Source organism: Streptomyces sp. B3I8, from assembly GCF_030816915.1.
Lineage (GTDB): Bacteria > Actinomycetota > Actinomycetes > Streptomycetales > Streptomycetaceae > Streptomyces.
In genome coordinates, this window is the sequence record NZ_JAUSYN010000002.1 from 5,989,346 (window position 1) to 6,002,304 (window position 12,959).

The following is a 12,959-nucleotide window of genomic DNA, read 5'->3' on the forward strand; positions in this document are numbered from 1 at the left end:
CATCCGGCGGTGTGAACACGAGGCTTTCGGCTATCGGACGGCGGCGCGGTACAGCAGCCGGCGCTGGCGGGAGCTGTCGCAGGGGGAGGCGGTGTGGAGGGTGGCGAGGTTGTCCCACACGACCAGGTCGCCCTGACTCCAGCGGTGGCTGTAGACGTACGGCGCGCTGATCGTGTGCTCCAGCAGTTCGTCGATCAGGGCGCGGCTCTCCTTCTCGGGGAGTCCGTTGATGCCGCTGATCACCATGGAGCCGAGCAGCAGCGAGCGGGCACCGGTGACCGGGTGGGTCAGGACGAGCGGGTGCTCAACCTCCGGGTGACCAGCGAGACTTCCGGCCGCGACCGACGATTGGCCGCCGCTGGCCTGGCTCTGCAGGACACGTAGCTGCTCGATGGAGTGCACCGCGCGCATCCCCTCGATCGGCTGCCGCATCGCCGGGGGAAGGGCGGCGTAGGCGCGGGTCGCGTCGGCGAAGCGGGTCTCACCGCCCTGCTCGGGGGTGATGACCGAGTACAGCAGGGTCGCGGAGGTTAGCTTCGGCTTGAAGCTGTTGTCGGCATGCCACTCCTCCTCGTTGTCCCCGTCGTAGATGCCGACGTGCTCGCCGTCCTCAACGATGTTGCTGATGACGGTCAGCCCGGGGAAGCCGCCGACGGCGTACCGGCGGTCGACGCTCGTGTCCACCGTCCCGAAACAGGAGGCGACGGTCAGGAGATCGGCGTGGGTCAGGTGCTGTCGGGGCGCGATCAGCAACCGGTGCCGATGAAGGGCTCGCGCCAGCTGGGGCAGGAGGTCTTCGGCGTCGGTCGCGAGGTTGCAGTCGACGACGGCGCCGAAGCCGCTCTCGTCGAGCGGGCGCAGCGGCAAGGACATCGCGGCTCCTTTCCGGACGGTCGTGTCGGTGATCAGAACTGGGACGACTGCTGGAAGAAGGTGACGTCCTTGATGCCAGAGGCGGCCATGCAAAGCCGCTCGATGCCGATGCCGAGCCCAACGCTGCTGGCCGGCGCCCGCCCGGCGTCGATCGCCTTCCACACCAGGGCCTGCTCGTCGTCGTACAGGTCGACCGCACGGGCCCGTTCGACGAACTCGGCACGGTCGGGCTCGTCCTCGTAGCCGTGGATGACCTCGACGCCGTCGACCAGGAGCTCGAAGCGGTTGAGGACGGCGGCCGTGCCCGGTGTGAGGCGGGCGCACGGCTCGTCCCCGCCGACCGGGTACTCGGTGAGGAACAGCGCGGCGCCGGTGCTCTGGGTCTCCAGCTCGCGCTCCACGAACTGCCCGAGCACTGTCTTGAACGGCACGTCGCTGCCCTTGCCCAGGTGCGCGGCCATTTGCGCGGGCAGGTCACCGAGGGGTTCACGGCGAAGGTCGATGCCGAAGTGGTCGCGGATGTGGCTGGCGACGGAGACCCGCTGGGGGGTGTAGGGGATGTGCGGGCCGATCAGCTTTTCGGCGAGCGCCATGAGGAAGTCGAAGTCCTCGTCGGCGGCGTAGAGGTCGAGCATCTGGAACTCGGGCGCGTGGAGCTCGTCCGGCTTCTCGGGCCGGAAGCACGGGCCGATCTCGAAGACCCGCCGGTGGTGCTCCAAGTTCACCCGCAGTGCCGGGCCGATCATCGCCCGCAGGAACCGCCCGCCGTCATGGTCCACCGGTAGACGGCGCCCCGGGCCGAGGTCGGCCCTCCGCAGCGTCGGGGTGACCACCTCGACGAAGGCATCCGCGCGGAGCGTGTCCCGCAGGCTGAACAGCAGGTCCGACTTCATGACGACGGGGTTGAGCACGGGTGCTCCTCAAGGTCGGTTACTCCGACGGAAGTTGGAGGGAAGCCGGGCCCACGGCGATCTCGTGCGTGGCTTCTCGGCGGGGCCACAAACTAGCCGCGCCGACGCGAGCAGTAGAAGCCCTTCCACCGGCCCTGCCGGGCCCAACGGGGCTGATCTGCCGCCCATTCAGGACCAGACTTCGGCGTTTTCGCAGCTCAAGCAGGATGTGCGCGCAACGGGCACGCAACGGTCCCGTGCAACCGGCGCAACGCCCAGAGCCGTTGCGGCTCTCTTTGGCGCAGCCCTAGCGTGACTGGCCAAGCGCCCAGCGCGACCGCGCCACGCAACGCTCATCCGCAGATGGACAAGACGTGCCCCGGCGCGACCTTCTCCACCGGCGCGCGCCTGCGCCAATGGCGTGCCGAGCCGATGGTTCAGCACCTCACCGGACCCGCGGCCCGGCAGTTCCACAGCCCGATCACCCGGATTCGCGGATCACCCGCGACCGAAGAGGGAGAACTAGATGACCGCTACCGCCGGAATGACCCCGGACACCGGCCTGAAGGCCGGCATGCGCCCGGACGCCTCCGAGCTCAAGCTCGGGATGCGTCCCGACGCCCCCGTGCTGAAGGCCGGGATGCGTCCCGACGCGGCCGAGCTGAAGCTCGGGATGCGTCCCGACGCCCCCGCGCTGAAGTCGGGCATGCGCCCGGACGCCCCGGAGCTGAAGCTCGGGATGCGTCCCGACGCCCCCGTGCTCAAGGCCGGGATGCGCCCCGACAGCGCCCTCATCGCAGCCTGACCTGCGGCTGAATCACCCCTCGTCCGGCTCCGGCGCGCCCGCCCACGGCAGGTTGCCAGTGCACTGTCCGACTGCGGGCGCGTTGGAGCCCGGCACATCCCCACCCGCACCGCATCCGACTGGAGGACCTGATGGGCAGCCCCGTCGCCAGCAGGACCCGCAACGGCACTGGAGCCTCCGGCCCCGTCCGCAAGGCCCTCGGGCAGCAGCTCATCGCCGACCTGGAGAAGCTCTGCGGACGCCCGACCATCGGCCTGTGGGACGTCGCATGGGACCTCGTCGCGATCGCCGCCGCGGCGATCACCGGCCACCTCATCGGTCACGTCGTCGGCCCCCTGCTCGCCGTCTGCTACATCGGCGTGCGCCAGCGCCACCTGTCCAACCTCGGGCACGAGTGCGTGCATTCCAAGCTCATGGCCACCCGCCGCGGCAACCGGGCCCTCGGCTACATCCTGACCGGCCTGCTCGGCGAAGGCTTCGAGCCCTACCGCATCAGCCACTACGTGCACCACGCCAAGCTCGGTTCCGACGACGACCCTATGTTTCAGTCCTACCGCGCAGGCAACATCCGCGCTGCGGGTCAGGCGCCCAGCCGCCGCTCGTTCGTCCTGCGGGTCATCGTGCGCAACGCCCTGTGGCGGCTGCCGAAGACCGCGGTGCTGACCCTGGTCACCCGCGCACCAGGGGAGACCTGGCGGGCCCTGGCCGCCCGGGCCGTGCTGTGGGCGGGCGTCGTCGCCGCGCTGTGGCCCGTGGACGGCGTTCCGTACCTCCTGCTCTACTGGCTGCTCCCCCTCGTCCTGGTGCGGCCCGTCGTCACCTGGATCACCGACCTCGGCAACCACGCCGGGCTGATCGAGAACGACGACGTCCTCCTGCAAACCCGCGGCTGGACCTCCCACTGGCTCACCCGGCACCTGCTCGGCGGCCACCTCGACGACATGTTCCACCCCATCCACCACTGGTGCCCGCAGATCCCCTGGCGGCGCCTGCCCGCGGCCCGCGTCCTCACCGCGCAGCGTCTGTCGCGCTTCGGCGAAGTGCCCTGGTGCTCCGGCTACTTCTTCCGCCGGCGCTCCACTCCCGACCAGCCGTGCGTGATTGAGGACATCATCGCCCGGCTGCATCCCGCACCCGAAGCCGCCTGCACCCCGCACCAGCACGCCTCGGCCGCTTGACTCCGGCCCCGAACCCGCCCACATAAGCCCGTACGGCACCGACCCTCCGGGACGCACGCGCGCGCCAGTACAGGGTCGCGCCGTCGCCCGCCGCCGAGGAGGCGGCCCACCATGCCCCAGCCCACCTCCGTCCCCCCGCCGGCCCTGAACAGCTTCGACGAGTTCACCCGGCTCGAAGAAGTCGTCCTCGGCCGCGCCGACCACTACAACGCCCACCACACGGAACCCTCGTGGCGGCTGTTCTTCTACGACAACGTCGCCCCCGTCCTCGGCCGGCACACCACCCCCTCGGGGGAGGAACTCCTGCCGATCCCCTCACAGCTGACCGACGAGCTCAACGAGGACATCTCCGGCCTGGCCGACGCCCTGACCGGCTGCGGGGTGAACGTCCTGCGACCCGCCGTTCCGGGCAAGGACGTCGACATCCGCTCCCCGCACTGGGACGCGAGGGCCACCCCACCCCTCAACGTCCGCGACCAGACCATCATCCTCGGCAACACCATCGTGGAGACCGCACCCCACATCCGCGCCCGCATCTTCGAGAACGACCTGCTCAAGCCAGCCTTCTACCGCTACTACGAGGCCGGAGCGAACTGGCTGAGCATGCCGCGGCCCGCCCTTGCCAGCGACTCTCTGGACACCAGCTACTTCACCCGCCAGGGCCTGGACGTCAGCCGTGCCACCGACGGCGAGACGGCCGGCAGCATCGAGGGCCTGGGCCTGGAGATGGTCTTCGACGGCGCGCAGTGCATGCGGCTGGGCCGCGACGTCCTGGTCAACGTCGCCAACCACAACCACGAACTTGCCCTGCGCTGGCTGCGGGACAACGTCCGTAACCTGCGGTTCCACCGCCTGGACGCCATGGCCGACAACCACATCGACAGCGTCCTAGTCCCGCTACGCCCCGGCCTGATGCTGCTGCGCTCGCCGGAATACCTCAAGTACCTGCCCGAGGCCATGCAGTCCTGGGACGTGATCTACGCCCCGGAGACCGACGACAGCAACTTCCCGGACTACACCGACCTCGGCTTCGTCATCCCTATCGGCAGCCGGTACATGGACATCAACCTGCTGTCCGTTGACGAGGACACGGTTGTCGTCAACTTCCTCTACCCGGAGCTGATCACGGTTCTGGAGCGACGCGGATTCACTGTCGTCCCGGTCCGCCACCGCCACCGGCGCCTGTTCGGCGGCGGATTCCACTGCTTCACCTTGGACACCGTCCGCCGCGGCGGCCCCGAGGACTACCTCAGCTGACCATGGCGCCCCGTCACCGCGCCTCTTCTCCCGCCCCGATCACGACAGCCCCCGACATCAGGAGCTTCTTGATGGACACTGCCTACCCCTGGCCGCCCGACCAGGCATTCTGGACCGGCGCCTTCCTCGACCACACCACGGGACGGACCACGCCCTTCCTTTTCAAGGGCATCATCCCCGCCGCCGCGGCCGGCCCGGACGACGTCCTGGGAGGATTCGAGGCCATCCGAAGGGCCCATGCTGCTGGCACCAGCATCAAGGCGCACGCGCGTGTCTATGTCGGCGAGGAACGTCGCGACGACCTCCTGCCCCAGGCGCTGACCGCCCCTTCCTGGGATGGGGGCGTGGACGCCTTCGTGCCGTGGATGCAGGACCTCGCCGCCGCCGAGCGGTTCTCCCTGGTCATCAACAACCTGGAGACCGTCAGCCCCGCCCTCGCAGCCGGACTCGGCACCTTCCTGAAGAGCGTCATCGATGGGTGGGGCCTGCCGCTGGGCGGCGCTGAACAAGTCGCCTTCGCCGGCAACTACAGCGGGACCGCGTTCGGGATCCACGAGGGCTACGAGGACGCCTTCCTCGTCCACCTCGGCCCCAACGCCAAGAACTTCTACTGCTGGCCCGCCGAGCAGTACGAGAAGCTCACCGGTGGCAAACAGCCCACCTACGGCGACTACCGCGCGCTGCTGGAGGAGGCCGAGCACTTCCTGCTGGAGCCGGGCGACGCCCTGTTCCTGCCCCGCCGGGTCTTCCACGTCGGCACCCAGGACACCTTCTCCGTTTCGGTGGCGATGCCGCTGTACACCTACCCGTACGCGCAGCTCCTGCAGAGCCGCATCATCCCGGACGTCCTCGCCGAACTGGTCGGCGACGGACCCGACGACCCGCTCAACGAGCCCTCCGCGATGGCGGACACGGCCGCCGGGCCCGGTTCCGTCACCGACCGACTGGCCGGCGTCGGCCGCGAACTCCTGACCGTCGCCGCCGACCGCGTCCGCGGCGCGGCCCGCGAGCACGCCGAACAGCGGTGGGCCACGCTGCTCAGCAACGGCGGCTGGGAACTGGTCGAGGGCGACCTCGCCCGCCAAGAAGCCGCGGACGCCTTCGATCCCCAGCAGGTGGCGCCCGGCGCCGAGATCACCCTGATCGCCCCCTACCAGGTGACCACCCTCAACGGCGGCGACGACACCCAGCACGTCCTGCTGCGCGGCCACCAGACGGGCATCGCCCTCGACGTCGCGGCCCTGGCCCGGGACACCATCACCGCGCTCAACGACGGCGCTGCGATCACCCTGCCCGACAGCCCGGAACTACTCGCGGTCGTCCGGGCCCTGGGAGCCACCGGCGGCCTGCACTTGACGCCCCGCCCCGCCGACAGGGAGGACACCGAGAAATGACCCCCGACAACAGCCTCATCCAGGCTTACCTCAAGGCCAACCCCGAGACGCAGAGCGCCGTCAACGGCACCCTGCTAGGCAAGTTCACCTCCGGCGATGCCCTGGTCACCGCGCACCTGGCTCCCATGATCGACTGGGCCTACGGGAAGATCGCCGAGAAGGTTGGTGCCGCCGACCTCAACGTACGTCAGGCCCGGATGTACATCGAGGAGCTCTCGGTGTTCGCCCGCTACAACGCCCAGTTCCTCAAGGCGGCCGCCACCGGCGTGGAGGGGTTCTGCCCCGAGCTCGCGCACGAGCTGCGCCGCAACCACCTGGAGGAGGGCGGCGAGCGCGGCAAGGTTCCTGCGCACTACGTTCTCTACACCAACGCGCTTCTGTCCGACCTCGGGCTCCTCGTCAACGGCCATGTGCCTGCCCGCGAGACCGAGACGCTGGTCAACCTCCACCAGTGGATGGTCGGCTCGCACATGCCCAGCTTCATCGCCGGCGCCTACTACGCGACCGAGGCCGTGGCGATCGCCGAGACCGAGATCCTGCGGGACATCACCAACCGCTACGGCGAGCTGACCGGCCAGGGCAGCGACAGCGAGCTGAAGGCCCTGCACTACTACTACGAGCTCCACCTCGACGAGGGGCACGAGGCCGCCCAGGTCGGCGGCCTGAGCGTCGAGGCCGCGCACATTGAGGGCCTGGCCCGGTTCATCAAGGAGAGTGAACTCTTCCACGTCGAGCTGCCCCAGGCGATGGACGGCTTCCTGACGATCGCCGAGGGGATGACACACTGGTGGGCTCAACTCGCCCACCGTGCCTGGGAGATGAACTGATGAACGCCACCTCCGACATCGTCGCCGCCATCCAGGAGCGCTCCGGCGGATGCCTGTGCGGGCGGATCCGCTTCACCGTCAAGGGCAGGGCCGTTTACCCGCACACGTGCAGCTGTCCGCACTGCAAGAAGCTCGGGGGCGGCCCGATGATGTGGTGGGCTGGCTTCGCAACGGACGATGTCACCTGGACCAACGGGATCGAGCCGACCTGGTTCGAGACGTTCGAGGGCGAGGCCCAGCGCGGCTTCTGCCCCCACTGCGGCAGCCGCCTCGCGGCGATCGACAGCGACGTCCCCGAGCTCGGCATCGTCGTCACGGCCCTGGACGACACCAGCGGAGCCGACCTCGTCCCCGTCAACCAGTCCTTCCGCGACGACGCCGTGCACTGGCTGCCGCAGGTCCCGGACACCCAGAACAGCCCCGTCGGCTGACACCCGCGAGACCTCCGGGGGCCGGCAGCCCTGACCTGCCGGCCCCCGGGACCCGTCCTGCCTGGGACTGTCTGCGCCGCGTCCGGCTCGCCGTCCGACCCGTCCAGCATCCGGCCCAGGAGAACTCATTGTGCTCACTCCGCATGCCACCAGCGAGTACGGCGCCCTGCGCCACGTCGCCATGCGCTATGCCGGCGACGTCACCCCCGACCTCGACGGCCCCGAAGGCCATCCCGTCCTGACCCGCCAGAAGACCACCAGCTCCTGGAGGCCGTACGCCCCGGCCACCGTCCGCACCCAGCAGGACACCCTGATCGACCTGCTGCGCAGCCGCGGCACGGAGGTGACCCTCCTCGACCAGTCGCCGGGCTGTCCGGTCCAGCACTACCCCCGCGACATCGCCTTCGTCATCGACCACGTCATCGTTCTGGCACGCCTGAACTCCGCGAAGCGCCTTCCCGAGGCCGACGCGCTCGCCCCGCTCCTGGCCGACGCCCTGCACGTCGCCCACCTGGACGAGGGCACCATCGAGGGCGGTGACGTCATCCTGCATACCGGCACCGTCCTGGTCGGCCTCGGCGAGGAGACGTCCCCCACGGGCGTGAGGGCGCTGCAGCGGGCGCTGGCTCACCATGGGGTCGCGCGCGAGGTCCGCCCGGTCCACTTCGCCGTCGACGGCATCGTTCACCTGGACGACCACTTCACGATCGTCGCTCCCGGCACCGCGCTCATCCACCGCAGCGTCTTCCCACCCGGCGAACTGTACTGGTTCGAGCAGCATTTCGACCTGATCGACGTCACCAACGACGAGGCCCGTGCCGTCCAGGCCAACGTTCTGGCGATCGCGCCGGGCACCGTGATCGTCGCCGCCGGCAGCGACCGCATCGCAGCGCAGCTCGCCGCGCGCGGACTCGAGGTCCTCACCGTCGATTACTCCGAGGTCACCCGGATCCCCGGCTCGCTTCGCTGCACCACCCTGCCGTTGACCCGCGCCTGATCCGCTCTCTCCACGCCTGGCCGCGGTGCGGCCATCCGCGCCGACTCCTGGAGCTGCCGTGTCCGACCCGCTGCTGCCTGTGCTCCTCGCCGTCCCGGTCGTGGTCCTCGCCTGCCAGGCAGGCGGGCGCGCCGTCAGGCTGCTCGGCCAGCCGCCGGTCATCGGCGAAATCCTGGCAGGGATTCTGCTCGGCCCCTCACTGCTCGGCTGGCTCGCACCCAGCGTCCAGCACCACATCCTGCCTCTCTCGGTCCTGCCCATCACCTCCGCCCTGGGCAACCTCGGCCTCTTGGCGTTCCTCTTCCTGATTGGACTGGAACTCGACCTCCGCAGCCTGGGCACCACCCGAGGCTCGGTTGCCGCAGTCAGCCTCAGCGGGGTCCTGCTCCCCATGGCCCTCGGCGCCGCGCTGGCCTCCGCCCTCTACCCGCACTTCGCGCCCGACGGGGTCGGACGACTGCCGTTCACCCTGTTCATCGCCGTCGCCCTGAGCATTACCGCATTCCCGGTCCTCGCACGGATCCTCGCCGACCGCGGCCTGGAGACCACGCCCCTGGGCGCCTTCGCCTTGGCCTGCGCCGCCACCGACGACGCCCTCGCCTGGTGCCTGCTCACCGCCGTTGTCGCCCTGTCCACCTCTGGCACCGTCCTGTCGGCTTTGACCACCCTCGCCCTGACCGCCGTCTTCGCCGCCGGCCTCACCGTCGTCCTGCGCCCCCTGCTGCGCGCCCTACTCGAACGCGCCAGCCGAACCTCCGACGACCTCGTCCTGGTCCTGCTCTTCGCCGGACTGTGCCTCAGCGCCTACACCACCGACCAGATCGGCGTGCACCCCGCCTTCGGCGCCTTCCTGTTCGGCGTCACCGCACCTCGTGGGCTCCCGGCCGTCGAGCGCAGCGCCGCGCGCTTCCGCGCCGTCGTTCTGCCGCTCCTGCTGCCGCTATTCTTCGTCGACACCGGCCTGCACACCGACTTCTCCACGCTGCCAGCCGGACAGTGGGGCTGGGGAGCGGCGATCCTCGCGGTCGCCGTCATCGGCAAGTGGGGCGGCACGGCTGGCGCAGCCCGACTCACCGGCTCCGACTGGCGCTGGTCGGCCGCTGTTGGCACGCTCATGAACTGCCGCGGCCTAACCGAACTCGTCGTGCTCGGCATCGGCCTCCAGAGCGGTGTCATCAGCGAGCCGCTGTTCACCCTCCTGGTGGTCATGACCGTCATCACTACCGCGGCCACCGCCCCGATACTCAGGCGCGTGGCCAGCGACGACCCGAGGATGACCCCGCCGGCAGCGCACGACGATCCCGAGCGTGACCCCGCCCGGGAGGTGACCGGATGACCCAGCCCCCGAACCCGGTTCTGGAAGCGGTCCTCACCCGGCGCAGCGCCCCCCGACTGACCGAGCCCGCGCCCGGCCGTCACGACCTGGAGCGACTCATCCAGGCCGCGGCCACCGCACCCGACCACGGGCGACTTCGCCCTTGGAGGCTGGTCGCGGTGACCGGGAACGAGCGGGCCCGACTCGGTGACGTGCTCGCCGAAGCCGCCGCCTCGCCGGAGCAGGCCCGGCGCGCCGCCACGAAGCCCCTGCGCGCCCCGTTGCTCCTGTCTATCGTCCACTGCCCCGTGCCCGACCATCCGAAAGTCCCCGAATGGGAGCAACTGGCCGCCACCACGGGCGTGGTCACCACACTGTCGCTGCTCTTGCACGGCTACGGCTGGGCGTCGATCTGGCGCACCGGGTCCGCAGTCCAGGCGCCCCAGGTCCGCAAGTACCTCGGCGTCGCCGACAGGGAGCAGCTTCTGGGCTGGCTGTACGTCGGTACCCGGTGCCCGTCCGGCACTTTCGCTGAACGGCCGCCGTTCGACAACTTTGCCAAGATCACCTGGCTCGACGGTGCCGGCGGCTGAGACTTCCCCAGCACGCGGTCACGCAGACCACCGACGACGAACGTAACTAAGTGGTCAGGGCCGAAAGTCCTTCGGGGGTCGACCTGGTGCCAATAGCGTGCTGTCGCTGTGTCAAATGTCGAATCTTGAATTGTCAGTGCCCCGTGACAGGCTGGCGGCGGAGGGCAGAGAAGTGCTCCCATGTTCCTGCATGATGATCAGCTTCCGCCCCGGGGGGCACAGTGGCACGACTCACCGACGCGAACCGCCTCTCGATGTGCCGCCCGGACGTGGCCGAAGACTGGGACTACGACAAGAACGAGGACACACCCGCTGAGTTCACGGTCAGCTCGAACGCGTGGAAATGGTGGATCTGCCGAGAGGGGCACCCTTCCTTCGAGCGCAAGATCGAACAGCGCACGCGCAAGAATCCGCTGAAGTGTCCGGAGTGCCCGGCACGAAGGCCGGTGCTCGTGCCTCGGTCAGATGCGGACCCTCTGTCGACGGCACACCTGCACGACGGGAACCGCCTCTCGATGTGTCGTCCGGACGTGGCCGAGGACTGGGACTACGACAAGAACTATCCGCACACCCCCGATGACGTCTCGGTCAGCTCGAGCGCGAGGGCGTGGTTCTGGAAGTGTCCGACAGGAAAACATCCCTCTTATCCATCAAAAGTCAGTACACGGACCCGCGAGAGGTTTCCGGCGAAGTGCCCCGAGTGCCCGCGCCGTCCGATGCTCGCCTTCCGGGTCACCGACGAGAACCGCCTGTCCATCTGCCGCCCGGACTTGGTCCGGTCGTGGAACAAGGAGCGGAACCTTCCCCTCACACCGGAACAGGTGTCGCTGGCCAGTGGCAAGACCGTCATCTGGGACTGCCTCGACAACCCCAAGCATCCGTCCTGGCCCGCGGCCGTCTCCGACCGCGTCGGAAGCGCAACGAGGGAGGGCACCGGCTGCCCTGATTGCTCGCTCGTCCGCACCTCTCGCCCCGAACTGCGACTCAAGGCAGAGTTGAGCCGGTTCCTGACCGTCGATCCGGAACCGAACAAGGCACTCGTTGACGGCGGAGTGCGGGAAGAGGTCGACATCGCAGATCCGGGGCGCCGGCTTGTTGTCGAATTCGACGGCGCATATTTTCACGGCCGCCCCGGCGGCCTGGAGCGCGACATCGCGAAGACCCGCCGTCTCAGGGATTCGGGCTGGACCGTCGTTCGAGTCCGGGAGCACAGCCTCACCAAGGTCGACCCTGGGTTCGACATCACCGTCGATAAGGACGCCCACCCCTACAAGGTCGCGGTGGCAGTGGTCGAGCACCTTGCGCTCCTCGGTTTCATCTCTGCCACCGCCGCTGAGACCTACGTTCAAGCAGGTGCCCTGCAGGCCAAGGAACTGTCCGATGCCTGGATAGCCGAGCGCCTCGGCAGCGCTGTTTCCAGTGCCGAGCGCGATTCCGTGGGGGACAAATGGGATCGGATGCACGCGGCCCTGGAGAGCTTCCAGGCACGCTTCGGGCACTGCCGCGTCCCGGACGGCATCCTCGTCCAAGGTGTTGACCTGCGAACTTGGTGCTACTCACAGCGGGCCGCCCACCGACAGGGAAAACTCGCGGAGGACCGGCGGCAGCGCCTGGAGTCGATCCCGTCCTGGACCTTCGATGCTCTGAGCGGAAAGTTCTGGGACGGCCACGAGAAATTCCAGAACACCTTCAACTGGAACGGCGCCGGCCAGCGCAACCCCGAGGCTGAAACCGAGGAGGTTCATGAAGCCCGACGGTGGGCCCAGAAGCTGCGCGAACGGCGCCGCAACCGGCTTGCGGAAGGACGGGACCTCCCGGCCTATCAGGTCGAAGCGATGGACGCGCTGCCGGGCTGGTCCTGGACGCCTCGTGACAGTCGGTTCGAAGAGCAGATCGACGTGCTGGTCGACTACTGCCACAGGCTGGGCACCACTCTGGCGAGCGTCAAGGACAAGGACGTCTGGGATGGGCACAAGATCGGTATGTGGGTCACCAACTGGCGGTCCTCTCGACCACGGCTGACGGTCGAGCAGGTCAGTGACCTGGAAGCCCTGCCGGGTTGGACTTGGAGCAAGAACGCGGACGCCTGGGCGGCCAAGCTCGCCGCACTGACCGACTTCGGGAAGGCCCACGGCCACGTGACCCCCTCGCTCATGAATGGGGATGAACATGAGCACGCGCTTGCCCGGTGGAAGCACAAGTACAAGAGCAAGCTCCGCGGCCAGGACAACGAGCGGGCCAGGCGTCTCAGAGAACTGCTGGCCGAATATGGCGAGGTCTGGCCCTGACGTTCAAATGTCGAAGGCGACAGGTAGAGGCCGCAGGCACGGTCCAGGGCGTCCTCGGGGCTGCCGACGAAGGCGCCGGTGGGCAGGATGGTGTCTTCGTACTTATCGGTG

At 69.1% G+C, this 12,959-nt stretch carries 12 protein-coding genes; 10 read left to right on the forward strand and 2 right to left on the reverse strand.

Annotated elements, in window-relative coordinates; genetic code table 11:
* Positions 1-30: 30 nt before the first annotated feature.
* Both QFZ64_RS28720 and QFZ64_RS28725 read right to left on the reverse strand, forming a co-directional pair.
* Positions 31-873, reverse strand: a complete 843-nt coding sequence (locus tag QFZ64_RS28720; protein ID WP_307070398.1) for a TauD/TfdA family dioxygenase — start codon at positions 871-873, stop codon at positions 31-33.
* Positions 874-905: 32 nt separating this feature from the next.
* Positions 906-1,784, reverse strand: coding sequence for an amino acid--tRNA ligase-related protein (locus tag QFZ64_RS28725; protein WP_307070399.1), 879 nt, complete (start codon positions 1,782-1,784; stop codon positions 906-908).
* A gap of 505 nt (positions 1,785-2,289) precedes the next feature.
* Between QFZ64_RS28725 and QFZ64_RS28730 the strand changes: the two genes are divergently transcribed.
* The 10 genes from QFZ64_RS28730 to QFZ64_RS28775 all read left to right on the forward strand — a co-directional run bounded on the left by QFZ64_RS28730 (position 2,290) and on the right by QFZ64_RS28775 (position 12,848).
* Positions 2,290-2,568, forward strand: a complete 279-nt coding sequence (locus QFZ64_RS28730) for a hypothetical protein (protein WP_307070400.1) — start codon at positions 2,290-2,292, stop codon at positions 2,566-2,568.
* A gap of 131 nt (positions 2,569-2,699) precedes the next feature.
* Entirely contained in the window at positions 2,700-3,746 is a 1,047-nt protein-coding gene (locus tag QFZ64_RS28735) for a fatty acid desaturase (RefSeq protein ID WP_307070401.1), read from the forward strand.
* A gap of 111 nt (positions 3,747-3,857) precedes the next feature.
* Complete coding sequence (locus QFZ64_RS28740; protein WP_307070402.1) at positions 3,858-5,003, forward strand: inosamine-phosphate amidinotransferase 1; 1,146 nt, start codon at positions 3,858-3,860, stop codon at positions 5,001-5,003.
* 71 nt (positions 5,004-5,074) lie between these two features.
* A complete protein-coding gene (locus tag QFZ64_RS28745; RefSeq protein ID WP_148015027.1) occupies positions 5,075-6,397 on the forward strand; it encodes a JmjC domain-containing protein in 1,323 nt (440 codons plus the stop codon).
* On the forward strand, positions 6,394-7,224 hold the full coding sequence (locus tag QFZ64_RS28750; RefSeq protein ID WP_148015026.1) for a DUF3865 domain-containing protein: 831 nt from the start codon (positions 6,394-6,396) through the stop codon (positions 7,222-7,224). Before QFZ64_RS28745 ends, QFZ64_RS28750 begins: the two co-directional genes overlap by 4 nt.
* Positions 7,224-7,655, forward strand: a complete 432-nt coding sequence (locus QFZ64_RS28755; RefSeq protein WP_307070403.1) for a GFA family protein — start codon at positions 7,224-7,226, stop codon at positions 7,653-7,655. Before QFZ64_RS28750 ends, QFZ64_RS28755 begins: the two co-directional genes overlap by 1 nt.
* A 130-nt stretch (positions 7,656-7,785) precedes the next feature.
* Positions 7,786-8,652 (forward strand): dimethylarginine dimethylaminohydrolase family protein, encoded by an 867-nt coding sequence (locus QFZ64_RS28760; RefSeq protein WP_187286142.1) that lies wholly within the window; start codon positions 7,786-7,788, stop codon positions 8,650-8,652.
* A 58-nt stretch (positions 8,653-8,710) separates the two neighbouring features.
* Positions 8,711-9,988, forward strand: a complete 1,278-nt coding sequence (locus tag QFZ64_RS28765; protein ID WP_307070404.1) for a cation:proton antiporter — start codon at positions 8,711-8,713, stop codon at positions 9,986-9,988.
* Entirely contained in the window at positions 9,985-10,560 is a 576-nt protein-coding gene (locus QFZ64_RS28770) for a nitroreductase (protein ID WP_307070405.1), read from the forward strand. The genes QFZ64_RS28765 and QFZ64_RS28770 overlap by 4 nt, the downstream gene beginning before the upstream one ends.
* 221 nt (positions 10,561-10,781) lie before the next feature.
* Positions 10,782-12,848: a zinc-ribbon domain-containing protein gene (locus tag QFZ64_RS28775; protein WP_307070406.1), complete on the forward strand. Its 2,067-nt coding sequence runs from the start codon at positions 10,782-10,784 to the stop codon at positions 12,846-12,848.
* The last annotated feature ends 111 nt before the right edge of the window (positions 12,849-12,959 follow it).

Coding starts and splice junctions, on each gene's coding strand:
- QFZ64_RS28720 (WP_307070398.1), bottom strand. CDS start 873: ATGTCCTTGCCGCTGCGCCCGCTCGACGAGAGCGGCTTCGGCGCCGTC.
- QFZ64_RS28770 (WP_307070405.1), top strand. CDS start 9,985: ATGACCCAGCCCCCGAACCCGGTTCTGGAAGCGGTCCTCACCCGGCGC.
- QFZ64_RS28735 (WP_307070401.1), top strand. CDS start 2,700: ATGGGCAGCCCCGTCGCCAGCAGGACCCGCAACGGCACTGGAGCCTCC.
- QFZ64_RS28750 (WP_148015026.1), top strand. CDS start 6,394: ATGACCCCCGACAACAGCCTCATCCAGGCTTACCTCAAGGCCAACCCC.
- QFZ64_RS28730 (WP_307070400.1), top strand. CDS start 2,290: ATGACCGCTACCGCCGGAATGACCCCGGACACCGGCCTGAAGGCCGGC.
- QFZ64_RS28745 (WP_148015027.1), top strand. CDS start 5,075: ATGGACACTGCCTACCCCTGGCCGCCCGACCAGGCATTCTGGACCGGC.
- QFZ64_RS28740 (WP_307070402.1), top strand. CDS start 3,858: ATGCCCCAGCCCACCTCCGTCCCCCCGCCGGCCCTGAACAGCTTCGAC.
- QFZ64_RS28755 (WP_307070403.1), top strand. CDS start 7,224: ATGAACGCCACCTCCGACATCGTCGCCGCCATCCAGGAGCGCTCCGGC.